At 34.2% G+C, this 25,607-nt stretch carries 20 protein-coding genes and 2 tRNA genes; 9 read left to right on the forward strand and 13 right to left on the reverse strand.

Features of this window, described 5'->3' with window-relative positions; all coding sequences use genetic code 11:
- Window positions 1–1,244: 1,244 nt before the first annotated feature.
- The 7 genes from BC961_RS03685 to dnaE all read right to left on the reverse strand — a co-directional run bounded on the left by BC961_RS03685 (window position 1,245) and on the right by dnaE (window position 11,569).
- Window positions 1,245–1,321 (reverse strand) — tRNA-Asp (locus BC961_RS03685).
- A 248-nt stretch (window positions 1,322–1,569) separates the two neighbouring features.
- Window positions 1,570–1,643, reverse strand: a tRNA-Asp gene (locus tag BC961_RS03690).
- A gap of 86 nt (window positions 1,644–1,729) precedes the next feature.
- Window positions 1,730–2,656 carry a DUF58 domain-containing protein gene (locus BC961_RS03695; RefSeq protein ID WP_121924522.1) on the reverse strand — a complete coding sequence of 309 codons (927 nt, stop codon included), beginning with the start codon at window positions 2,654–2,656 and terminating at the stop codon, window positions 1,730–1,732.
- A complete protein-coding gene (locus BC961_RS03700) occupies window positions 2,653–5,223 on the reverse strand; it encodes a M1 family metallopeptidase (RefSeq protein WP_121924523.1) in 2,571 nt (856 codons plus the stop codon). Before BC961_RS03700 ends, BC961_RS03695 begins: the two co-directional genes overlap by 4 nt.
- A 94-nt stretch (window positions 5,224–5,317) precedes the next feature.
- Window positions 5,318–5,635, reverse strand: coding sequence for a thioredoxin (trxA, locus tag BC961_RS03705; protein WP_073205221.1), 318 nt, complete (start codon window positions 5,633–5,635; stop codon window positions 5,318–5,320).
- A gap of 308 nt (window positions 5,636–5,943) precedes the next feature.
- Window positions 5,944–6,852 carry an outer membrane beta-barrel protein gene (locus BC961_RS03710; RefSeq protein ID WP_121924524.1) on the reverse strand — a complete coding sequence of 303 codons (909 nt, stop codon included), beginning with the start codon at window positions 6,850–6,852 and terminating at the stop codon, window positions 5,944–5,946.
- A 166-nt stretch (window positions 6,853–7,018) separates the two neighbouring features.
- Complete coding sequence (dnaE, locus tag BC961_RS03715; RefSeq protein WP_121924525.1) at window positions 7,019–11,569, reverse strand: DNA polymerase III subunit alpha; 4,551 nt, start codon at window positions 11,567–11,569, stop codon at window positions 7,019–7,021.
- Between the two features lie 682 nt (window positions 11,570–12,251).
- Between dnaE and leuC the strand changes: the two genes are divergently transcribed.
- From leuC to leuB, 4 genes are all read left to right on the forward strand, one after another.
- On the forward strand, window positions 12,252–13,646 hold the full coding sequence (gene leuC / locus BC961_RS03720) for a 3-isopropylmalate dehydratase large subunit (protein WP_121924526.1): 1,395 nt from the start codon (window positions 12,252–12,254) through the stop codon (window positions 13,644–13,646).
- Window positions 13,647–13,845: 199 nt separating this feature from the next.
- Entirely contained in the window at window positions 13,846–14,442 is a 597-nt protein-coding gene (leuD, locus tag BC961_RS03725; protein ID WP_121924527.1) for a 3-isopropylmalate dehydratase small subunit, read from the forward strand.
- A 96-nt stretch (window positions 14,443–14,538) separates the two neighbouring features.
- Window positions 14,539–16,089, forward strand: coding sequence for an alpha-isopropylmalate synthase regulatory domain-containing protein (locus BC961_RS03730; protein ID WP_121924528.1), 1,551 nt, complete (start codon window positions 14,539–14,541; stop codon window positions 16,087–16,089).
- Between the two features lie 97 nt (window positions 16,090–16,186).
- A complete protein-coding gene (gene leuB / locus BC961_RS03735) occupies window positions 16,187–17,248 on the forward strand; it encodes a 3-isopropylmalate dehydrogenase (protein WP_121924529.1) in 1,062 nt (353 codons plus the stop codon).
- Between the two features lie 266 nt (window positions 17,249–17,514).
- Here the strand turns inward: leuB and BC961_RS03740 are convergent, their stop codons facing one another.
- Together BC961_RS03740 and BC961_RS03745 are read right to left on the reverse strand one after the other, a co-directional pair.
- Window positions 17,515–17,877 (reverse strand): RNA recognition motif domain-containing protein, encoded by a 363-nt coding sequence (locus tag BC961_RS03740; RefSeq protein WP_121924530.1) that lies wholly within the window; start codon window positions 17,875–17,877, stop codon window positions 17,515–17,517.
- A 193-nt stretch (window positions 17,878–18,070) separates the two neighbouring features.
- A complete protein-coding gene (locus BC961_RS03745) occupies window positions 18,071–18,550 on the reverse strand; it encodes a DUF6252 family protein (protein ID WP_121924531.1) in 480 nt (159 codons plus the stop codon).
- 200 nt (window positions 18,551–18,750) lie between these two features.
- On the opposite strand from BC961_RS03745, the gene BC961_RS03750 reads away from it, so the two are divergent.
- The 5 genes from BC961_RS03750 (at window position 18,751) to BC961_RS03770 (ending at window position 23,112) form a co-directional block, all read left to right on the forward strand.
- Entirely contained in the window at window positions 18,751–19,308 is a 558-nt protein-coding gene (locus BC961_RS03750) for a 30S ribosomal protein S16 (RefSeq protein WP_121924532.1), read from the forward strand.
- Between the two features lie 15 nt (window positions 19,309–19,323).
- A complete protein-coding gene (rimM, locus tag BC961_RS03755; protein WP_121924533.1) occupies window positions 19,324–19,848 on the forward strand; it encodes a ribosome maturation factor RimM in 525 nt (174 codons plus the stop codon).
- 111 nt (window positions 19,849–19,959) lie between these two features.
- Window positions 19,960–20,667, forward strand: coding sequence for a tRNA1(Val) (adenine(37)-N6)-methyltransferase (locus BC961_RS03760; protein ID WP_121925085.1), 708 nt, complete (start codon window positions 19,960–19,962; stop codon window positions 20,665–20,667).
- A gap of 201 nt (window positions 20,668–20,868) precedes the next feature.
- Window positions 20,869–22,047: an acyl-CoA dehydrogenase family protein gene (locus BC961_RS03765; RefSeq protein ID WP_121924534.1), complete on the forward strand. Its 1,179-nt coding sequence runs from the start codon at window positions 20,869–20,871 to the stop codon at window positions 22,045–22,047.
- Window positions 22,048–22,347: 300 nt separating this feature from the next.
- On the forward strand, window positions 22,348–23,112 hold the full coding sequence (locus tag BC961_RS03770; RefSeq protein WP_121924535.1) for an SGNH/GDSL hydrolase family protein: 765 nt from the start codon (window positions 22,348–22,350) through the stop codon (window positions 23,110–23,112).
- 30 nt (window positions 23,113–23,142) lie between these two features.
- Here the strand turns inward: BC961_RS03770 and BC961_RS03775 are convergent, their stop codons facing one another.
- The 4 genes from BC961_RS03775 to BC961_RS03790 all read right to left on the reverse strand — a co-directional run bounded on the left by BC961_RS03775 (window position 23,143) and on the right by BC961_RS03790 (window position 25,589).
- On the reverse strand, window positions 23,143–23,460 hold the full coding sequence (locus tag BC961_RS03775) for a 2Fe-2S iron-sulfur cluster-binding family protein (RefSeq protein WP_121924536.1): 318 nt from the start codon (window positions 23,458–23,460) through the stop codon (window positions 23,143–23,145).
- 58 nt (window positions 23,461–23,518) lie between these two features.
- The gene (locus BC961_RS03780; protein ID WP_073205171.1) at window positions 23,519–23,758 is read right to left on the reverse strand and encodes a NifU family protein; all 240 of its coding nucleotides are present in this window, start codon (window positions 23,756–23,758) and stop codon (window positions 23,519–23,521) included.
- 40 nt (window positions 23,759–23,798) lie between these two features.
- A complete protein-coding gene (locus BC961_RS03785) occupies window positions 23,799–24,935 on the reverse strand; it encodes an Mrp/NBP35 family ATP-binding protein (RefSeq protein WP_121924537.1) in 1,137 nt (378 codons plus the stop codon).
- 327 nt (window positions 24,936–25,262) lie between these two features.
- Entirely contained in the window at window positions 25,263–25,589 is a 327-nt protein-coding gene (locus tag BC961_RS03790; protein WP_121924538.1) for an MGMT family protein, read from the reverse strand.
- Window positions 25,590–25,607: the final 18 nt, after the last annotated feature.

The raw sequence follows: 25,607 nt of genomic DNA on the forward strand, positions 1-25,607 counted from the left end.
TAAATAAAATCTAAGCTAGTTATTATGCGACTCCAATTCTATCGGTTTTTTCAAATCTCTCAATTCTATTACTCTTATTCTTTTGTTCTAACATCTCTGTTAAAACGGCTGTCAATTCAATATGTCTAGGAACGTGTTCTTCTTAATTTTTTAAACTGAATTTATTTCAGTTTCTCGTCTCAATTAACACATATAATGTGTCTCTCAAGGCGGGTGCAAAAGTACAACCTCTTTTTAAATCTCACAAGGCTTTTTGAAAAGTTTTTAGAAAATAAATTTTATCCGCTTTTCAAGTGATAAGTTGATCGCTCCACTTCTCTACCTGCTCAATCTGTCTAAGAACTTGCAACCCGTTAGGGACGGCAAATGTAATTACTTCTTTTATTTCTGCCAAATCTTTTTTCTAAAACTTTCGCCTTAGTTTTGATTCGATTTCCATTAATTAAGTAAGAACGTCTGCGCTGTTGCGGGTGCAAAACTACAACGTTTATACCGTTATACAAGCTTTTTTGCGCACTTTTATTTAACAATTTAATACCGTTCTATTTAAATAGCTTAAAACGTGAAACTTGAATGGTGAAATATTTTACTGCAACTGTATTCTGATTGTAATATCTACTAGAAATTGAGGGTTTTCCCTATATTACTTTATATCATTACCGAAGCTTCAGATCCTAAATAGTGTCTACTACTACAAGTCAACCATAAAATAACCTTTGTTGTAAAAGCAGTGGATTATATAGGAGACGTTTTAACTACTATATATAAGGAAGCGTTTCAGTAATAATTTGACGAAACTACTATAAACGTTCAAAGTGGAGTATTATAAACAAACTATAATTATAAATTAAACACACCTTATATATAGGAGTGTTTAAAAGTCTTGATTCTAATTCTAGTCCGCGTTAGGGATAGCAGCGGATAGCCCACAGCAAAGTGAAGTGAAACAAAACTTTGCGAGGACTTGAAGCGAATAGCCCGACCCTTTATAAAAAAAGAGCCTGTTACCAGAAAAGGTAACAGGCTCTTTTTTTATAAAGGGTAACGCCCAAAAGAAAATCTAGCCGAGTGGAAATGTGTTTAAAATTGAATTTTAATAAATCTTCAAGAAGCAGTTATCAAAACGAAACTACAATTTTATAAAATTAGCTTCTCAATAACTACGACAGCATCAATCTTGTTTTTTAATTCAAAAGTATTAAAACAAAAAAAGTCTTTCTGTTACGAAAGACTTTTTTAAATACTGGCGGTCTGGACGGGACTCGAACCCGCGACCCCATGCGTGACAGGCATGTATTCTAACCAACTGAACTACCAAACCAATATTTTTAACCTAAACCCTTATACTGATGAAACTTAAATCTAATGGCCTCTAACTAATTATCACCTATTAAATGAAATTCCTTCTTCTTAAATCAAAAAAGCTATTCGCCGAAGCGAAAAGCTTTTCATTGGTCTAACTACTAAACCCGCTACGAGTTACAAATTCGCAGCAAACAACACAACTAACGTTAAAAACCTTATGGGGCAAAAAAGCCTTTCTGTTACGAAAGGCTTTCCCCAATATTGCGGTCTGGACGGGACTCGAACCCGCGACCCCATGCGTGACAGGCATGTATTCTAACCAACTGAACTACCAAACCTCTGCGTTATTGCGGTGGCAAAGATACAATAGATTTCCGTTTACGCAAGTGTTTATTTGAAAAATAATTAATAAATTTTTATTCTATTAGCCAAAGTTTTGTTTTTCAACCAAGTATGTTAAAAGTATTTTTTCAAAACTTTCATCCACACTTACCGGAACATACTTAATTCTATTTTGAGAACAGGTTAAAGCCAACTTTTTAAAGTATTTTTCAACTTCACTTTCGTATTCTTGCTTCACATTATCGGCAAAAACAGCGATTTCTTCACCAGTTTCTAAATCAATGAACTTTCTAGGCGCATTATCGAAGTCAAAATTCAGTTCCGTTTTAGCATCGACTACATGAAACAAAACCACTTTATGCTTATTATGCTTTAAATGTTGCAAGGCGTTAAATAGTTCTTCTTCCTTCTCTGCCTGAAACATATCAGTAAATAAAATGATCATCGAGCGACGGTGAATTTTTTCCGCTATTTGATGTATGAATGTAATTGTGTCTGTGAACTTTTGATTGTTAGTCTTTACTAACAATTCTTCAAGCGTATTCAAAATCATTCTATGATGGCGATCGCTACCTTTTTCAGGCGCATAGTATTCGTAAGTATTTGAAAAAACACTTAAACCCACCGCATCGCGTTGCTTTTTCAATAAATTCATTAATACTGCAGCTGCTAAAACAGAAAATCCAATCTTATTTTCAAAGAAATTTTGACCTTCTTTCAATTTAGGATAATGCATCGAGGAAGAATTGTCAATAATAATATGACAGCGTAAATTAGTCTCTTCTTCATATTTCTTAGTAAATAGACGATCCGTTTTGGCAAATAGCTTCCAATCGATATGTTTAGTGCTTTCGCCAAGATTATATACTTTATGCTCCGCAAATTCAGCTGAAAATCCATGAAATGGACTTTTATGCATTCCAGAAATGAAACCTTCAACAACTTGATTTGCTAATAATTCAAGATGCTGAAAACTCGATATTTTTTCTATTTGCGATTCTATTTTCATTCTGCTTCTTTTTTAATTATTTGAGCGCGTGATAAATTGTCGGTTGCTTGTAGCAATTTCCTTTTTAATATCGGACTGAAGTTAGGATTTTCTTTTAAAAAGTCAACCACTATTTCATACGCATCTACCGAAGAATATTTCCCCACACTGTTTACTAACCAACCTTTAGGAAAGAAAATATCTCCTGTAAGCTGAACCTCTTCAATCATTTCCAAGCCTTGTTTTAAATACTTCTTTGAAATTTCTTGGCGTAAAGGGTGATGAATGTTAGCTAAAGCTACTTGAACCCAGGCTTCCTTCTCTCTATTTTTCTGCGATTTTAGCGAAGTCATAAAATCATCTCTTACATTTATATCATTTGATATCGAAGGAAGTAAAAAATCAAAACGCTTTCGTTTATCAGCACTAGTTATAGATTCCCTCGTTTTTTTAAGAACCTCATCCGATTTATAATATTTATAAATCGCTAAATCCATAGCCATATTAATATAATCATCTTCATTTAATTTCAAATTAGGAATTGAAATCTCTTTACTCCAAATTTGGTATAACTTATCGCTAGCAGATTTAGAATAGGCCGTACTCTCAAACAAACCAAACAAAGTCTTTTTCACATTTGGAGGCAAACTTGATTCCAGTCTTTTATTAAGTAACAATTCTAATTCAGTTTGAGCGACAGCTTGCTGTTTAGGCGTTAGGAAATCCCAAAACAAAGAACTTATTTGATTAGAAAATAATCGTACAATTAATTCATTTTGCTCCTCGGCAATTCCTTTTAAAAAACTACTGAAAGCCACTACTGGAGGAATTTTACCTATTAATGTGTTTTCATAGACATTAATGTAACTATACGCCCTCGCTACTTCATCCTTTATATTAGGAATTTGCTCTAAATTATTAGCGTCAGTTGGAAAAACTCCATAGCCAAAACCATTATAATTATAAATAATTGAAATAGGTATCTCACTACCAATAGCATCAGTTACTTGAGTGCTTCGATCTTTAACATTAATTTTTATAGTTTTAACAGTATTTGGGTATACCAAACCTATTTCGAAAATTTGAGGCCATATATTCTTAGAGCCATCTTCTGCTTCTTGGTGAATTGTAAAGTTTGTAATTCGGTTTGCATCATCATACTTAATATCATCTGTAAATAGTGCTCGTCCTGATTGATTGACCCATACATCACTCCACTCCTTTATATTCACAGAAGTTTCCTTATCTAAAATCTCAACTAGATTTTCCCAATCGGCATTTGAATTTGCATAATTGTGAATGTATTTCCGAATTCCTTTTTGAAAATCAACCTTTCCCATCGTTGCTTCTAACTGTCGCATCATAATGGGAGCTTTATTATAAATTATATTCCCATAAAGAGAACCTGCATTTTTAAGATTTGCTAAATTCTGTCTAATTGGATGAGTACCCTTCGTACGATCTTCATCATAAGCACTTGAATAATGTGTTGCTAGGAACTGTAAATTGTGATTGATATCCGGAAACGCAGGATTCATTATTTTATCAGCCATAAAATTAGCAAACACTTCCTTCATCCAAACGTCGTTGAACCATTTCATAGTTACCAAATCACCAAACCACATATGAGAACTTTCATGTGCAATTAGTTTTCCTCTACTCAGCTTTTCGCTGTCAGTAGCGCTATTATCTAAAAACAACTTCGATTCTCGATACTGAATAGCACCTACATGCTCCATTCCTCCATACTGAAAAACTGGAATTGTAGCAAAATCTAATTTTTTAAATGGAAAAGGAAACTGAGTGTATTTTTCTAAAAAAGAGATTGATTGGCGGTGCAAATCGAAAATAGCATCCGTACTCTCGCTAATTTTTTCAACGTTATTTTCTCGATACAACATTGTCATCGGAAAGTTATTTACATTTTGAGAAACGCTCTTAAATTCACCCGCTACGAATGAAAATAAATACGTGCTCATCTTATCAGACTTTTCGAATTGATATGTAACATAATCTCCTTCACTCGTCTCTTTATACAATGGCGATCCTGCTAAAACTGACCATCCTTTTGGCGCCGATATTGAAAGTGTGTAAGTAGCTTTAATATCGGGCTGATCGAAACAAGGAAATAAAGTGCTAGCTCTATCTGGAACTAATAAGGTGTATAAAAAATCATCATTTCTATTTAAAGATAATTCTCCAGCGATGAAATTTACCTCAACAGAATTTTCTCCTTTATTCAAGTATTCTTTAGCAATAATTAAGTGCTCTTTTTCGTGTACTACTTTGATACTTGTGCCATTAACTACAACAGAATTTAGATTCTCTTTCTTTTCATTAAAATCTAAATATAAGGGTTGTTCAATATCTTGAAGAGTAACTTTTAACAGTAGCTTAGATAAGATAGGACTTTCTTTTTCTTTTGGAATAGCAAACGACAAATTATAGGATGCTTCAGTAATTTGACTTTTACGATACAAAGCCAGTTCTTGAGAAATTCCAGCTTCTAAAGCTACAGTCGTTTTCTTAACAGATTGACAAGAAAAAACAACCATAGTAAAACACAATAAATAGGAACTGATTTTCATTTGAATAAAGATTAATGTAGGCTAAAAATAAGAAAAGGCTTGACTTTCGCCAAACCTTTTTATACTATTATTGAGAGTACTTAGTTGATTAAAACTACAACAAAGCGTCTAAACTATCTGCGTAAGTTTGTTTAGGAGCAACTCCTACTTGTTTTCCTACTACTTCTCCGTTATGGAAAACTAAAACTGTAGGTATGTTTCTCACTCCGTATTTTGCAGCAAATTCTTGATTTGCATCAACATCAACTTTCCCTATAACAACTTTTCCTTCGTACTCGCTGCTTAGTTCGTCAATGATTGGACCAACCATTCTACAAGGTCCACACCATGCTGCCCAAAAATCTACCATTACCGGTTTGTCTGATTTCAAAACTACTTCTTCAAAAGTAGCATCTGTTATTGCTAATGCCATATTGTTTTATTTTAAGTTTAAAAGTTTTGATCATATTCAAAACGTAATTACAAATTTAGAAATTAAATACATATCAAACACCATTCAAAAATTAGTTTTAACTATAAATGTATTGACAATCTTTATAAATCAATTTTAATTTCTTTTTGATTTTATTTTAGGAGCTACTCCCGCTCTGCACTATATCTTTTATTTGCTTTTTGCTCGTTCCTCGCAATAAGCCATTAAAAGGATGCCGTTTCGATCAGGGCTAAAAAAAAGAGGCTGCCAATTAGACAACCTCTTTTTTTAATTGAAAAACGAAATGTTTACAAACTATATTTCAAACCTAAAGTTAATCCTAAACCACTAATTCCAACATATGAACTTAATTCGTCCATTGGTTTTGTGCTATCAAAACTTGCGTTTGTAGAAGCATTATTAGAGTTTACATTAATTTTATCTTGGTAATTAGTATGAATTTGCGCTTGAGTTCTAGTAGCAAGTGCATCATTCCCGTTTACAGTGTACTCAGTGGTTTCTTTAGTTTTACCGTGAACAGTAAAGTTACGGTACTCTAACTCAGCAAAAGCAGAAATATTTTTACCTAACTTATATGAAGTTCCTAAAGCTGACATAAAACCTAATGTTGGATTTGGTTTTACTTTATCAACGCTACGAACAGCCACAGTTGCAGGATTTGGAACACCAGTTGGTGCAATTGCATCAGTAGTAATTACTAAGTCACCATGAATAGGTACTAAAACACCAACTTTAGTATACGGCTCAAAACCTTTATGTTCTCCTAAAAACAACACTAAAGCAGGAGCTAAATCAAATGCTGTAATTTGACCTACAGATTTGAAATTAAATACAGGCTTACCTCCAGAAATAAAGATATTATCTGTCATTGTCTGCGCCATTGTTTTGTCGGTACTGTTGTAGTAGTTAACACCCATCTCAACACCTAAACGTTGATTAAAACGGTATCCTGCAGTAAATCCAGTTCTAAAACCTTCTCCAAAAGATCCAGTTACACTTTCTTCAGATATTAATTTTCCTCCTACATACACTTTGCTTAATGCAGCGTTACCTCCTACAGTAGGAAATTCAGTAGCAGCAGTCTGTGTAAAAAAAGATCCGCCTAATTTAAAATACCAGCTTTCGTTTTGGTCAGTTTGCCCCATCATAGTCATAGAGCAAGCCATAAATCCTAATAAAAAAAGATTCTTTTTCATAATAATGTTTTTTGTTTTACACAAATTTAAATGATTTCATCCACAGCTATACCTTATATTGTAAATAAAATAGCTCTAATTAGCTTGTTTTATATGCATGCATATAAAAATCAAGGCTTTACAAGTGAAAATTTAACATTTAGAAAATAAAAATTTCCGAATTAATCTAATTTAACTTGAAGTTTATTTGCATTTTTTCGAGCTCCATCAGCAATTCGTTCGAAATTTTAATTTTTAGTCTTCTACTCGGCATTGTTAATTTAGTGACCACTTTTATTTCCTCTACCTCTTCAACTTTTGCTTTAACCACTGATTCTGAACCCATCATTTCATCACCCTCTATATCTGAGTCTTCATTTTCATCAATAAATACCTCTTCTTCATTTTCAGATTCTATTGGCGCAACTTCAACTAAACGTTTTGTTTTTTCGATTTCCATAATTTCGAAAGCAACGGTATTATCCCCTTTATTTTCCTGAAAAAGATGACTTAACTTATGAATAAATTCTGCTTCTAAGTCACTTATATTAAGTAATAATATGAGTTTCTTAGCAAAAATACTCAAGACATCCTGCAGTTGCTTCGCGTCAGTAAATTGCATTCTAGGTTCTGATTTTTTACCCGTATCTCTATTTACCCATCCGTCTTTAATTAATATTTTAAAATAAACGAAATTATTAGGAAGCAAGAAGCGATGGAAATTTAAATACTCTTCATTGAATATTTTAAACTCAAAACTTTCGTCAAAACCTTCAAGGTTAAAAATCGCCCATTCCTTTCCATTCTTAGCAATTCTTCTTTGAACATTTGAAACAATACCACCAAAAGCGAGCGTTTTACCCACATGCGCTTCCATGTTTTTAAGTGCTTCTAACTTAGAATTACAGAAATACTTCATTTCAAATTTAAAATCGTCGAGCGGATGTCCAGAAATATAGATTCCCACAACCTCTTTTTCTTTGGCGAGTTTTTCCATCGTACTCCAATCTTCGCAGGGAGGAACGATTGGTTCAGCAATTTGGACATCACTACTTTCGCCAAATAAACTCACTTGAGACGAGTTTTCATTCTCTTGATATTTCGAACCATATCGAATCGCTTTTTCATAAAAAGTAATTCCGTCGCCATCATCATGAAAATATTGTGCTCTTGTGGTATTCCCAAAAGAATCAAATCCACCAGCTAAAGCTAAGTTTTCAATTGCTTTTTTATTGGCCGCACGCAAATCAATTCGCTTAGCCAAATCAAATATCGATTTATACTTTGTGTCTTTTCTATTCTCTACAATTGTTGCAACTGCGCCAGAACCAACACCTTTAATAGCTCCCATCCCAAAACGGACTGCATAATCATCATTTACAGTGAATTTATAAAAGGATTCATTTACATCAGGACCTAAAACTTGCAATCCCATTCGCTTGCATTCCTCCATAAAGAAGGAGACTTGCTTGATATCACTCATATTATTTGACAAAACCGCAGCCATATATTCCGCTGGATAATTCGCTTTTAAGTAGGCGGTTTGATACGCAATCCAAGCATAACATGTTGAGTGTGACTTATTAAATGCATATTCTGCAAATGCTTCCCAGTCTTTCCAGATTTTCTCTAATTTATCTTCAGCATGACCTTTGGCGGCAGCCTGATTAATAAATTTAGGTTTCATTTTATCTAAGACATCTTTTTGCTTTTTTCCCATCGCTTTACGCAAAACATCGGCGTCACCTTTAGAGAAATCTGCTAACTTTTGGGACAAAAGCATCACCTGCTCTTGGTAAACAGTAATTCCGTAAGTATCTTTTAGTAATTCTTCACAAGCATCAAGATCATAAATAATCTCTTCTTCACCATTTTTTCTCTTAACAAAACTCGGAATGTAAGCAATTGGACCTGGACGATACAATGCGTTCATCGCAATTAAATCAGGAAAAACCGTAGGTTTCAATTCCTTCATATACTTCTGCATTCCTGGACTTTCATATTGAAAAATACCAACTGTTTCTCCGCGTTGAAAAAGCTCATACGTCTTCACATCATCGATAGGAAACGCATCTGGATCGAGATCAATTCCACTTCTATATTTTACTAATTTTACGGTATCCTTAATTAACGTAAGAGTTTTTAAACCCAAGAAATCCATTTTTAATAAACCTGCACTTTCTACAACGGAGTTATCAAACTGCGTTACGTACAAATCTGAATCTTTGGCAGTAGCTACGGGAACAAAATCAGTAATGTCGCTAGGTGTAATAATCACACCACAAGCGTGAATACCAGTATTTCGTAAATTTCCTTCTAAAACTTTAGCTTGCTGAATGGTCTCTCCACCTAAATCATCTTCATTAGCAAGACTTATTAGTTCTTTGATATTAATATATTCCTCAGGACGAACAGCCTTTTTTATTAAGTCTTCTTTCTCATTTAAAAAACGCGCTAAATTCCATTTTGACGGCATCATGCCCGGAATCAATTTGGCAATTTTATCAGCTTCAAATAAAGGTAAATCTAATACTCTTGCAGTATCTCTAATGGCAGATTTAGTGGCCATTTTACCATAAGTGATAATTTGTGCTACTTGTTTTGAACCGTATTTTCTAATAACATAATCCATGACACTGCTGCGACCTTCATCATCAAAATCGATATCAATATCGGGAAGTGACACACGATCCGGATTCAAGAAACGCTCAAAAAGGAGATTGTATTTTAAAGGATCTATATTCGTAATCTTCAAACAATACGCCACTACAGAACCTGCTGCAGAACCCCTTCCTGGCCCAACAGAAACTCCCATGCTTCGAGCCTCAGCAATTAAATCTTGTACAATCAAGAAATATCCTGGATAACCAGAATTTGAAATTGTTAATAATTCAAAGTCCAGTCGTTCTTGAATTTCTTCAGTAATTTCAGGGTAACGTATATTGGCACCTTCAAAAGTTAGATGTCTCAAATAGGCGTTTTCTCCACGAACTCCTCCGTCGGCAGCATCTTCTGGAACTTCAAACTCAGTTGGAATTTCAAATTTGGGAAGTAATACTTCGCGCGCTAAGTCGTAAATTTCAATTTTATCTACAATCTCCGAAATATTCGAAATCGCTTCTGGTAAATTATTGAAAAGCTGCTTCATCTCGTCTCCCGATTTGAAGTAATATTCTTGATTTGGTAATCCGTAGCGATAACCACGACCTCGACCTATTGGCGTGGTTTGCTTTTCGCCATCGCGAACACAAAGCAAAATATCATGTGCATTCGAATTTTCTTTATCTATATAAAACGTATTATTAGTTGCTACAATTTTGACATCGTGTTTTCTTGCCAATGAAATCAAAGAGGCATTCACTCTATTTTCATCTTCTTGATTGTGGCGCATAACCTCAATGTAGAAATCACCTTTGAATTCGTTTTTCCACCAAATCAGTGCTTCTTCAGCTTGGTTTTCACCAATATTCAAAATCTTATTTGGTATTTCACCATAGAGATTTCCAGACAATACGATAATATCTTCTTTATACTTTTGAATTACTTTCCTATCAATTCTTGGTACGTAGTAAAACCCTTCTGTATATGCGATTGAAGACATTTTCGCCAAATTATGATATCCTTTTTTAGTTTTCGCCAAAAGTACTATTTGGTATCCGTTATCCTTAACCGACTTGTTTTTATGGTCTTCACATACAAAAAACTCACAACCTACAATAGGTTTCATAGTTACCTCAGTAGGTTCTTCTCCGCTTTCTACCGCTATTTTATTTTTGCCTTCAGCCGATTTATTATGATATAAAATATCGCGCACAAAATGAAAAGCACCCATTAAATTAGCATGATCCGTCATAGCAACTGCAGGCATTTTTTGCTGTGCCGCCGCTTTAACTAAAGCCGCAATACTAATGGTAGATTGCAATACCGAAAATTGTGTATGATTGTGTAAATGCACAAATTGGGTATCTACCAGTACTTTTTTATTATCGGAAAGCTCTTTCTTTGAAACTGCTGGCTCTTGCTTTTCCCCAAACTGCTGACGAATTTTCTCCGAAGCTGCCTTAAGATTAATATGTTTTAATCCAATAAGTTTAATCTCACTTGGATTCTTACTTTGGAACTCTTGAAAATAATTAGCAGGAACATCAAGCTCTTCTTTGGTAAAAATTTCTCTACGAATTAATTCTAAAAAACAACGCGTAGTTGCCTCCACATCGGCAGTTGCGTTGTGCGCTTCGCCAAAAGGTTTGTTAAATAAATAACTATGTAATTCTGTCAATGTAGGCAATTTGAATTTTCCTCCACGACCTCCAGGCAATTTCAATAAAGAAGCAGTAACCTCTGTACAAGTATCCAGAATTGGCATGGAGCTCATTTGGCTTTCCACTCCCATTCTGTAAAATTCACAGCCCATAATATTGATATCAAAACCTAAATTCTGACCTACAATATATTTGGTTTTACCTAATGCAATATTAAATTTCGCCAACACTTCGGCCAAAGAAATACCTTCTGCTTCGGATAATTCAGTAGAAATACCGTGAATTCTTTCGGCATCATACGGAATATTAAAGCCTTCTGGTTTTACCAAATAATCCTGATGCTCGACGAGTTTCCCCATATCATCATGCAGCTGCCATGCGATTTGAATACAACGTGGCCAGTTGTCAGTATCAGAAATAGGTGCGCCCCAACGCTTAGGTAATCCTGTGGTTTCAGTATCGAATATTAAGTACATATCTGGAATTGAAGTGTTTGTAATTATTTAAAATCACAAAAATTGAACTTCAAATTTAGGCTTTTTTTACACAAATAAGAACGCTTAGTTTTTAATATTGGAAAGAAAAACTACTACTCTTTTTTGTACAGCATTCTCCTATATTTTTAATCAGAAATCCTTAAAATTAATTTCGGTTTTCGAAATAAAAAGAATAGATCTACTTTTTTTCTAAATTTTGGATGTCGTAATATTTTGTAGAAATTTCTCTCGTTCATCCGACATTAATTAATATAATAATTAGTTTTAATGGGCCTAAAATGCTACTTCCAAATCGTAATTAAATGTGAGTCAAGCACTGCTACAATGAAAAATAATCAGATATTTTTCTTTTACATTTAATTATTCCTAAAATACACTACTAAATTTAACCTTATATTATGAATTTACTATAATTAATCAAATAACATATAAAACATCATTTCCACACTAACTTTAAAAATGTAATAAACTCAAAAGGCGTAACCACTACTAAAATGGCAAACCATATGACTACGCTACCATAAAAACTATTTGGGTATCGTATATAATCAATATTCGAAATTTTCTACTTTATCAATTTTTATAAATTTGCTTCGATTACTATTTTTCCAAAAAATAACTTGGATATTTAAAGAAGAAATACAATAAAAAAACTATTAAAATGAGTACTACATTATTTGACAAAGTATGGGATTCGCATGTTGTGCGTAAAATTGAAGATGGACCAGATGTGTTTTTTATTGACCGTCATTTCATTCATGAAGTTACGAGCCCTGTTGCTTTTTTAGGTTTAAAATCAAGAAATATTAAAGTTTTATATCCAGAACGCACATTTGCGACAGCGGATCATAATACACCAACGATAAATCAACATTTACCTGTTGAAGACCCTTTATCAGCTAATCAATTAAAAGCTTTAGAAGATAACGCTGCAGAATATGGAATTTCACATTGGGGTTTAGGCCATAAAAAAAATGGAATTGTACACGTGGTAGGTCCTGAAAATGGAATTACACTTCCAGGTGCAACAATAGTATGTGGTGATTCACATACTTCTACTCATGGTGCTTTTGGTGCAATTGCATTTGGGATTGGAACTTCTGAGGTAGAAATGGTAATGGCTACACAATGCATCATGCAGCCAAAGCCAAAGAAAATGCGTATCAACGTAAATGGCACATTGAGTAAAGGTGTTGGTCCAAAAGACGTTGCACTTTACATTATTTCCAAATTAACAACTTCTGGAGGAACTGGATATTTTGCTGAATATGCAGGAAATGTTTTTGAAGAAATGTCAATGGAAGGTCGTATGACTGTTTGTAACCTAAGTATCGAAATGGGTGCTCGTGGTGGAATGATTGCACCAGATCAAAAAACATTCGATTTCCTTGAGGGAAGATTATACGCTCCGAAAGGAGAAGCTTGGACTAAAGCGGTGGAATATTGGAAAACTTTAAAAACAGATACCGATGCGGTTTTTGATTCTGAATTAAATATTGATGCAGCTGATATCGAACCGATGATTACTTATGGTACAAATCCCGGAATGGGAATTGGTATTTCAAAAAGTATTCCCAGTGCGAACCAAGTTGAAGGCGGAGCTGAAACCTATAAAAAATCATTAGCCTACATGGGCTTTCAAGAAAATGACGTAATGATTGGTAAACCAATTGATTTTGTTTTCCTAGGAAGTTGTACTAATGGACGAATTGAAGATTTTAGAGCATTTACAGAAATTGTAAAAGGTCGAAAAAAAGCAGATAATGTTACGGCTTGGTTGGTTCCCGGTTCTCACGTTGTAGAAGCACAAATTAAAGAAGAAGGTTTGTTAGACATTCTAACTGAATCTGGATTTGTATTGCGTCAGCCAGGATGTTCGGCCTGTTTAGCGATGAATGATGATAAAGTTCCAGCTGGTAAATATGCGGTAAGTACATCAAATAGAAACTTTGAAGGCCGTCAAGGTCCAGGTTCTAGAACACTTTTAGCAAGTCCGATTATGGCTGCTGCTGCTGCCGTTACTGGAAAATTAACAGATCCTAGAGAGCTTTTTTAAAAGATTTAAGAATGTAGATCAACGATTTTTGACCCGAGCGCTAGCGAACTGGCGTCGCATTTCAGATTCCGTTAGAATACTAAATTTTTTATTAAAGTGACATTTTACAATATATTACATAAAAAAAATAGCGATTAAAAATAGGTCTCTTCGCAGAAATCAACAATCTAAAATCGTTAATCTAAAATCTAAAATTCCCATGGCATACGATAAATTTAATATCCTTACGAGTAGCGCGGTGCCGTTACCAATAGAAAACGTAGATACTGACCAAATTATTCCAGCTCGTTTCTTGAAAGCGACAGAGCGTGTTGGCTTTGGCGATAACCTTTTCCGTGACTGGAGATACAATGGAGATGATTCTCCAAAAGCAGATTTTGTTTTAAACAACCCAACCTATTCTGGAAAAATCTTGGTAGGTGGAAAAAACTTTGGGTCGGGATCCTCTCGTGAGCACGCAGCTTGGTCTGTTTATGATTATGGCTTTAGAGCGGTGGTTTCGTCTTTCTTTGCTGATATCTTTAAAGGAAACTGCTTAAATATTGGTGTTTTACCTGTTCAAGTAAGTGCAGAATTTTCAGATAAAATTTTTGCTGCAATCGAAGCTGATCCAAATACTGAACTAGAAATTAATCTCCCTGAGCAAACGATTACTTTAAAAGCTACTGGCGAGAAAGAATCTTTCGACATCAATGGTTACAAAAAGAATAACATGTTGAATGGATTTGATGACATAGACTATTTACAAAATATCAAAGAAGATATTATTGAATTTGCTGATAAGCTTCCTTATTAAAAAAATCTGTAAAAAATTAAATTACTTTTTTAGTTTCCTTCTCTTAAATAAATACATCGGTTTTACATTATAAAAATCGATAGCATCTTTACACTAATGAAAAAAAGAAAAATTGAAATAATGGATACGACGCTTCGCGATGGTGAACAAACCTCGGGAGTATCTTTTTCTGCTGCAGAAAAATTAACCATTGCACAATTACTCCTAGAGGAATTAAATATTGATCGAATAGAAATTGCATCTGCGCGTGTCAGTGAAGGTGAATTTCACGGTGTTAAAGGAATTATGGCTTGGGCCGAAGAGAAGGGATACAGCAAGAGAATTGAAGTTTTAACTTTCGTCGATGGAGGTCTTTCCATCGAATGGATGAAGAATACTGGTGCTAAAGTTCAAAATTTACTGACTAAAGGTTCGCTAAATCACTTGACGCACCAACTGAAGAAAACTCCACAACAACATTTTGATGAAATAGCACAAACAATTGCGTTAGCACAACAAAATAATATTGATACAAATGTCTATTTAGAAGATTGGAGTAACGGGATGCGAAATTCGCCAGAATATGTTTTCCAATATTTAGATTTTCTAACAAAACAACCGGTAAAAAGAATTCTGCTACCGGACACTTTAGGAGTTCTTATTCCTTCGGAAACATTTAATTTTATTTCCCAAATTACATCAAAATATCCTAATACGCATTTTGATTTCCATGCCCATAATGACTATGACCTAAGCATTGCTAATGTAATGGAATCAGTTAAAGCTGGAATTCATGGACTACATGTTACTGTGAACGGAATGGGAGAGCGCGCTGGTAATGCTCCTCTTGAAAGTACAGTCGCCGTTATTAATGATTTTATGCCAGAAATAGAAATGAACGTTAAAGAATCTTCACTATACTCAGTAAGTAAATTAGTCGAAACTTTTACAGGCTATAGAATTCCAGCAAATAAACCAATTGTAGGTGACAACGTTTTCACACAAACTGCGGGAATTCATGCAGACGGTGACAATAAAAATAATCTTTATTTTAACGATTTATTACCGGAGCGCTTTGGCAGAAAAAGACAATATGCTTTAGGCAAAACATCTGGCAAAGCCAATATTGAAAAAAACCTACAAGAATTAGGGCTGCAATTAAATCCTGAAGATTTAAAACTAGTTACGCAAAGAATCATTGAATTAGGTGATAAAAAAGAAACAGTTACTAAGGAAGATTTACCTTATATAATCTCAGATGTGTTGGACAGTCAATCTTATTTAGAAAAAATTGTGGTTGAATCGTACATTCTATCTCATGCAAAAGGAATGCGTCCCTCTACCACTCTATCTTTAAAAATAGATGGTGAAATTATTGAAGAGCATGCACAAGGCGACGGACAATTTGATGCTTTTATGAATGCATTAGCAAAAATTTATAAAACTAAAAATTTAGAGTTACCCAAATTGATTGACTACGCTGTGCGAATTCCCCCAGGAAGTAGTTCAGATGCACTGTGCGAGACGATAATTACTTGGACAAATAATGGAAAAGAATTTAAAACAAGAGGATTGGATTCTGATCAAACTGTAGCTGCTATTGTGGCAACACAAAAGATGTTAAATGTGATCCCCTCACCAACCCTCACCGAAGGGACGGGAGCCTAAATCAGTTAGACAAATAAAAAAAATACAAACATTATACTTTCCCATCTCGGCTCCCCCTCCTTCAGAGGAAGTCTGGTTAGGAATAAAACTATAAAACATGAAATACACTATTGCACTTTTAGCTGGAGACGGAATTGGACCAGAAGTAATTAACGAAGCTGTAAAAGTTTCGGATGCTATTGCAAAAAAATTTAATCACGAAATTACTTGGACTCCTGCGCTTACAGGAGCTTGTGCTATTGATGCGGTTGGCGTGCCTTATCCTGATGAAACGCATGAAATTTGTATGGCTGCAGATGCTGTATTATTCGGCGCAATTGGTCATCCCAAATATGATAATGATCCATTGGCACCAGTTCGCCCAGAGCAAGGTTTATTATTAATGCGTAAAAAATTAGGTTTGTTTGCTAACGTTCGACCTACATTCACTTTTCCTTCTTTGATTGATAACAGTCCGTTGAAAAGAGAAAGAATCGAAGGTACCGACTTAGTTTTCCTAAGAGAATTAACTGGCGGAATATATTTTGGAGAAAAAGGTAGAAGAGATGGTGGTGAAACCGCTTTTGACAACTGCGTATATACGAGAGCTGAAGTGCAACGCTTAGCTAAAAAAGGATTTGAATTAGCAATGACTAGAACTAAAAAGTTATGTTGCGTTGATAAAGCAAATGTTCTAGAGACATCACGACTATGGAGAGAAACAGTTCAAGCAATGGAGAAAGATTATCCTGAAGTTACTGTCTCTTATGAATTTGTCGATGCGGTTGCTATGCGTTTAGTTCAATGGCCAAATTCATATGACGTATTAATCACCGAAAATTTATTTGGAGATATATTAACTGACGAAGCGTCTGTGATTTCTGGTTCAATGGGATTAATGCCATCTGCATCTGTGGGAGAGCATACGTCTTTGTACGAGCCAATTCACGGTTCGTATCCACAAGCTACAGGATTAAATATTGCTAATCCACTTGCAACTGTATTATCAGCAGCAATGATGTTTGAGGATGCTTTTGGATTAAAAGAAGAAGCAGAAGCCATTAGAGCTGTAGTTAATAAATCATTACAACAAGGAATTGTAACCGAAGATTTAGTTGTTAAAGGAGCTAAAGCATATTCAACTAGTGATGTTGGAGACTGGTTAGTAGCTAATTTATAAACCAACGTACATATAATATTATGAAAACCATTCTATAAAAGGGATGGTTTTTTTATGATCAGCTATTATTAAACTATTAAATCAACTACTTAGATTCTACTAAACACAATTACAATCTTGCTAATCTAATAATCAATAATCAAAGTAGAAAAAGAAATGTATTCTTAAAGATAAAAAATTTAAGAAATTAGAAAAGCTTTATTATTTAAAACAAAAAAGGTGTCAATTTACATTGACACCTTTTCTTATAGTTGTAGAAAAAAATATTAATATCCTCCTCTGTTTCCACCACCACGGTTTTCTCCACCACGGCTGTTTCCACCACCATAACCACCGCGTGAATCTCCACCACGACTGTTATTGTTAAAACTTCTTCTTTCGCCTTCTGGTTTTGGCTCAGATTTGTTTACAACGATTGCACGTCCTTGAACAGTTGCACCGTTCAATTCGTCAATTGCTTTTTGAGCTTCGTCATCATTTGCCATTTCAACAAAACCAAATCCTTTACTTCTTCCAGTAAATTTATCAGTAATAATTTTAACTGAATCAACTGCTCCGTAAGCCTCGAAAGACTCTCTTAAATCTGCTTCCTCAATACTGAATGGAAGGCTTCCAACAAAAATATTCATATGTACTTATTTAAATAATACAACAAATGTAGTGCATTTATTTTGTAATCTACTATATATTAGCTTATTTATGATTTATAACGAAATTAGAATGCGGATAAAATCACTATTTTAATCATTTCATGCAATCGTAATAGCAATAGTTCCAGCGAATAAAGCATTTTACATTATAGTTATGCGAGATAAAATTTATTTAAGGAATTTGTAAACCCACCGGAATTTTATAAAAAACTCCTTGCTGCAAGCTTAATATAGGATCAACTAATTCAAACGCATCTATATTTTTCGCATTAAATTTAAAAGTTCCTGTAACAGTTTTATTAATTTCGTCGTATTTTTCGATGATAATTTGGCCTGCACCAATATCAGTTCCAGTTCTGTACATAACTTGATTCCCTTCTTTGGAAGACAAAAAAACTGCAGTTTCTAAATTATTTTGTCCTAATTGATAGAGATCTAAATTATTAGAAGAAGTTTTTAAAGTTAGAACTTCATTTGCTGTGTACGCTTCTATTAATAAAGATCCATCAGACAATAAAGTTGCCCTTGAATCTACTGCTCGCCAAAAAACATTGTTTTTCATTCCCTGAATAGAAGGATTATTAAACTTAACATCCTCCTCACATGAAAACAATGAAAAAAGCACTAATAACAAAAGAGTTGTTTTTTTCATACGACTGAATTTGAACAAACAAAAATAAACTATTTACCTATATAAATAGAATGCGATTTATAAAATGAAAACAGGCAAAGAATTGCTAAAGCATTACCCTTGATTAAAATAGATTTCACTGTAGTAGAAACCAATAAAAAATGTATCTTTGCACCCTTAATTAATCGAGGTCGAGTACCTCAAAATTTAATCACAAGATTATGTCAGTAAAAATTAGATTACAAAGACACGGTAAAAAAGGAAAACCTTTTTACTGGGTTGTAGCTGCAGATGCACGCTCAAAAAGAGATGGTAAATACCTAGAGAAAATTGGTACTTACAATCCAAACACAAACCCAGCAACTATCGACTTAAACCTTGATGCTGCAGTTAGATGGTTGCACAATGGTGCTCAACCAACTGATACTGCTAAAGCAATTCTTTCTTACAAAGGAGCTTTGTTGAAACATCACCTTGATGGAGGTATCCGTAAAGGAGCTTTAACTCAAGAGCAAGCTGATGCAAAATTAACAACTTGGTTAGATGCAAAATCTGGAAAAGTTGATGCTAAAAAAGATGGTTTAACTAAAGCGCAAGCTGATGTTAAAGCTAAAGCTTTTAAAGCAGAACAAGATGTAAACGCAAAACGTTTAGCTGCAGCTGCACAAGCTGAAGCAGATGCTATTGCTGCTGCAACTCCAGCTGTAGAAGAAGAAGTTGAAGCTTCGGCTGAAGAAACTCCTGCTGCAGAAGAAAATAACGAAACAACTGAAGCATAATTTTAATAGCGAGAAATGCGTAAAGAAGATTGTTTCTATTTAGGTAAAATCGCTAAAAAATTTAGTTTCAAAGGAGAAGTTCTTGCCTATTTAGACACGGACGAACCTGAGTTATACGAAAACTTGGAATCAGTGTTTGTTGAATGCAACAAACACTTGGTTCCTTTTTTTATTGAAAGCAGCTCGCTGCACAAAAATGATTTTCTTCGTATTCGTTTTGAAGATATCAATAATGAAGAAGATGCCGATGCTGTAATAGGTAATGACTTATATCTTCCTCTAAAAATGTTACCAAAACTTAGCGGTAACAAATTCTACTTTCATGAAGTAATTGGTTTTGAAGTTGAAGACAAGCGCCTTGGCATTGTTGGAAAAATAGAATCAATAAATGATACCACTGCTCAACCACTTTTTGAAGTTTTAAATGGTGAAGTAGAAATTCTTATTCCTATGATTGATCATTTTCTTGTTAAAATTGATCGGGAAAATAAAAAAGTCGTGATGGACTTGCCAGAAGGACTTATCGAAATGTATCATTAAGAAAAGTAATTCTTAGGCTCTTTTTAGTGATCAGATTTACAAAATCTAAAATGCTTCGGAAATTCTCTAATGCTCGAGTCACTATTTTTTAATCTTCAATTTTCAATCACTTTGTTTCAATTCAAACAATTTTCTGTAAATCAAGACCGCTGCGCGATGAAAATCGGGACTGATGGTGTTTTACTTGGCGCTTGGACTCCTATAAATAGTAATTCAATTAGTATTCTTGACATTGGATCAGGAACAGGAATCATTGCTCTAATGCTTGCGCAAAGAAGTAACGCTGAACAAATTGATGCGTTAGAAATTGATGAAGAAGCGTACGAACAATCAGTAGATAATTTTGAAAACTCTCCTTGGAGCGATCGTTTATTTTGCTTTCACGCTGGTTTAGACGAATTTATTGCTGAGCCTGAAGACGAATACGATCTGATAATATCAAATCCACCATTTTACACAGAAGATTACAAAACTGACAATAAACAAAGAGATTTAGCTCGTTTTGCTGACTCCATGCCTTTTGAAGACTTAATCGAAGCTGCTGATTTATTACTTTCTGAGAACGGAATTTTCTCTTTAATAATTCCTTTCAAGGAAGAGATTGTTTTTTTGGCTTTAGCCAAAGATTACGAATTATATCCAATAAAAATCACTCGCGTAAAAGGAACACCAACTAGCGAAATAAAGCGAAGTTTGTTAGCTTTCAGTAGATTTGAAAGCACTAATTTAGAGATAGATGAGCTAATTATTGAAACAGCGAGACATATTTATACTCCAGAATATATCGCCTTGACTAAGGATTTTTATTTAAAGATGTAATTGTAAACTCTATTCTAAAAAGACTTTATTTAATTAATAATCTTTTCCTTTTTCAATTCATTTTATTGTAGCTTAGTACATTAAATACTTTTATTATGCTTATTGGCTAAAAAAAATATTATAAATTATAAAAATATAACATTTGTTAATGCAATTGTTATATTTCTTTATGTAGATTTGTTCTATTAAAAATTAACAATCATGAAACCAGACTTATTTCAAGCCCCAGATTATTATAATTTAGATGATTTATTAACAGAAGAGCATAAATTAGTCCGTGACTCAGCACGTGCTTGGGTAAAACGAGAAGTATCTCCTATCATAGAAGAATACGCTCAAAGAGCTGAATTTCCAAAGCAAATCATAAAAGGTTTAGGAGAAATCGGTGGTTTTGGTCCTTATATTCCTGAAGAATATGGAGGAGCTGGATTAGACCAAATATCTTATGGATTAATCATGCAAGAAATAGAACGTGGTGATTCTGGTGTACGTTCTACCTCATCTGTACAGTCTTCTTTGGTAATGTATCCTATTTGGAAATATGGAAATGAAGAGCAAAGGGTAAAATATTTACCAAAATTAGCTACTGGAGAATTCATGGGTTGCTTTGGATTAACTGAACCTGATCATGGTTCAAATCCAAGTGGAATGACAACTAATTTTAAAGATATGGGTGACCACTATCTTTTGAACGGTGCTAAAATGTGGATTTCCAATGCGCCATTTGCTGATATTGCGATCGTTTGGGCAAAAAATGAAGAAGGTAGAATACACGGTTTGATTGTTGAAAGAGGAATGGAAGGATTTACTACTCCTGAAACACATAATAAATGGTCGCTTCGTGCGTCATCGACTGGAGAGTTGATATTTGATAATGTAAAAGTTCCTAAAGAAAATTTGTTGCCTAATAAATCTGGATTAGGTGCTCCACTTGGTTGCCTTGATTCAGCACGTTATGGAATCGCTTGGGGCGCTATTGGCGCTGCAATGGATTGTTACGATACTGCTTTGCGTTATGCTAAAGAAAGAATACAATTTGACAAACCTATTGCTGGAACACAATTACAACAAAAGAAATTAGCTGAAATGATTACTGAAATCACAAAAGCGCAATTGTTGACGTGGAGATTAGGTGTTTTAAGAAATGAAGGAAGAGCTACTACTGCTCAAATCTCAATGGCCAAGAGAAATAATGTTGATATGGCAATCCATATCGCTCGTGAAGCGAGACAAATGTTAGGCGGAATGGGAATTACTGGAGAATACTCTATCATGCGCCACATGATGAATTTAGAATCTGTAATTACATATGAAGGAACACACGACATTCATTTATTAATTACAGGAATGGACGTTACTGGAATACCAGCATTCAAATAATATAGTAAATAATTATAGTTTAAGTAAAGCTTCTTGGAAACAAGAAGCTTTTTCTTTTTATGGTAATTCTAGCATTTTTGTTGAGGAGGGAATTACTTTGAATTACTGAATAGTGATGTAATTCTAATTTCTACGTTTTAAAAAAATAACAAATTTAGAATTTGATCAATGAAAAATAATAGGTTGGTATTAGAGAATTTAATATTTTTATTAAAGTGTTGATTTCAAGAAATAGGCAGAACAAACTAAAAAATTTTGTTCTCTTATTTAAGCAACATCGTAATCGCTAAAAAAAGCATAATGAAAAATATAATTCAAGTAGTGACATTCCTATTGATAACATTAAGCATAACGAGCTGTAGTGTAGAAAATTCAATTATTGATACAAAACCTAATGCAAACAATAGCAATCAAACAATAGTAACAGCAATACCAGCGGTTAAAACGAGAGAACAGACTATCAATTATTTAGCGCTAGGTGATAGTTATACTTTTGGCGAAAGCGTTTGCGAAAAATGCACTTTTCCATTCCAATTAAAGACTGCATTACAAAATACTAATTTGAAAAATAATTTTAGTTCAAAAGTAATTGCGCAAACGGGTTGGACAACAACAAATCTTCTTGATGCAATAAATAATCAAAATTTAAATCCGACTTACGATCTAGTCACTTTATTGATTGGCGTTAACAATCAATTTCAGCGTCAGTCGTTTTCTCTGTATCAAGTAGAGTTTCCAGCATTAGTATCTAAAAGTATTGCACTTGCTAAAGGAGATAAATCAAATTTAATTGTAATTTCCATTCCTGATTATGCTTACACGCCTTCGAGTCAAGCATTAGGAAACATGGTGTCAATTTCATCCGAGATTGATAATTATAATAGATTTGCTAGAAATTATTGTCAAGATAATGGCATCCTCTTTATTGATATTACCGAAATAACAAGAGGTGGAATTATTGACAAAGATTTAGTTGCAATAGATGGATTACATCCCTCTGAAAAAGCGTATCGTTTGTTTGTGGAACGCATCGCACCAATTGCTGCAAATGTACTCAACAAATAAAAAAAGCGTCACTTGAGGTGACGCTATGATTTAATTCTCAGGAGCAAGTTCTAGTTCGAGTCCTTCAAGACTTTCAGTTATTGGGATTTGGCATCCCAATCGGCTATTTGACTTGACGTAAAATGCTTCTGAAAGCATTGCCTCTTCATCCTCTCCCATTTCTGGTAATTCCACGTCATTTAAGACGTAACATTGACAGGAAGCACACATTGCCATTCCGCCACAAGTTCCTTCAACAGGAAGTTCGTATGCTTTACACAATTCCATGATATTCATCGCCATATCAGTAGGCGCTTGTAATTCATGAACAACTCCTTCTCTATCTTTAATTTTTATTAATACATCCATCAATAGGTTGTGGTTTATAAGTTTTAAGACTTACTAAAAAGCAAATCATAACCTTGTATTATAGAATATTTACAACAGTTTCTATTTGTGGAGCAAACTTTTTAATAGTAGTTTCAACTCCTGCTCTTAATGTCATTTGATTTACACTACAGCTGGTACAAGCACCTTCAAGACGCACTTTTACATGTTTATCATCCTCAATAGAAATAAGCGTAATATCTCCACCATCTGAATTCAAAAAAGGTCTGATTTCTTCAAGTGCTTTTTGAACTTCTATCGTTAATTCTTCTGTTGTCATACTAATTTTATTATTGCTCGTCGTGACGCAGTTACTGGCCTTATTTTTTAACCGATGAACAACCCGCCATTGTTGTTATTTTAACCGCTTCGGTAGCTGGTAAGTTTTCATTTCTACTGATCACTTCTCGTACTACATTTCGCGTAATTTCTTCAAAAACATTTGCTGTAACTGAACCCGTTTGCATTGCTGCAGGACGTCCGTAATCACCAGCCTCGCGAATTGATTGTACTATTGGAACTTCGCCAAGGAATGGAACCTCTAAATCTTCTGCAAGATTTTTAGCACCTTCTTGTCCAAAGATGTAATATTTATTTTCAGGTAGTTCTTCAGGTGTAAAATAAGCCATGTTTTCAACAATTCCTAAAACAGGAACATTAATTGCATCAGACATGAACATCGCTACTCCTTTTTTGGCATCAGCCAAAGCTACAGCTTGAGGCGTACTTACAATTACAACTCCGGTAATAGGTAATGCTTGAACAATTGAAAGGTGAATATCTCCAGTTCCTGGAGGTAAATCTACCAACATGAAATCAAGTTCTCCCCAATCAGCATCAAATATCATCTGGTTCAACGCTTTAGAAGCCATAGGGCCTCTCCAGATAACCGCTTGACTTGGCGATGTGAAAAAACCAATTGAAAGTATTTTTACTTCATAACTTTCAACAGGTTTCATTTTTGATTTTCCATCAATCATAACAGAAACTGGTTTCTCGCTTTCTACGTCAAACATTATTGGCATTGACGGCCCGTAAATATCTGCATCAAGTATTCCAACAGAGAATCCCATTTTTGCTAATGAAACGGCTAAGTTTGCAGTAACAGTAGATTTCCCTACTCCACCTTTACCAGAAGCTACTCCAATAATATTTTTTATTCCTGGAATTGCTTTTCCTTTAATCTGATTTGGGTTTTCAGCAACTGCAGCTTCTACTTTAGTATTTACTTTTACTTTCGCATCAGGAGAAACTAAGTCGTGAATCGTCTTTTTAATATCTTCTTCTGCTCTTTTCTTGATGTGCATTGCAGGAGTGTGCAAAACTAAATCTACTACAACCTCATCGCCAAAAGTGATTACATTCGCCACTGCACCACTCTCCACCATATTTTTTCCTTCTCCAGCTACAGTTATTGTTTCTAAAGCTTTTAGAATATCTTTTCTATCTAATTTCATTTTTATTCAACTTTTTTCTATTGGTATTTTACACCAGAATATTATCTTTATTTAAACTGATTTCAGATTACAAAGATAGCTGATTAACTTCTTAAAATAAAGGAATTACATTGGATTTATTGATGCAAGAATTGCTCACTCTTATATGCTTATTTATTTAAATTATGACTATTAAAGTTGAATGATAACTATTGATATTTCTGTCGAATTCGAAAAAAGTGAAGTTTCAAATAACGAATTTAAAAAATCGCCTTATCGAAAGTTTTATGATTTAATCTCAATGCTTGTATTGGAATGAGTGAAATAAAGATTCTGCTTAAAAGCTAGTTAAAACTGTACTTCAGGTGCCCAGAAAATATTCTTGAAATCTTGCACTTGATTATCAGTGACCACAATGCCTTCATTTTCCAACAATTGTTGCATTAAATTTGTTCCGTCAAAATGAAGTTTTCCAGTCAATAATCCATTTCGATTAACAACTCGATGAGCTGGAACATCATCTAAAGAATGAGAAGCGTTCATCGCCCAGCCAACCATTCGAGCAGAACGAGCGGTTCCCAAAGCTTTTGCAATAGCTCCAAAAGAAGTTACTCTGCCATAAGGTATTTGCCTCACAACTGCATAAACTCTTTCGAAAAAACTCTCTTCAACCATGCCATTAATATTAAGGTT

It is taken from the genome of Flavobacterium weaverense (genome assembly GCF_003688495.1).
Lineage (GTDB): Bacteria > Bacteroidota > Bacteroidia > Flavobacteriales > Flavobacteriaceae > Flavobacterium > Flavobacterium weaverense.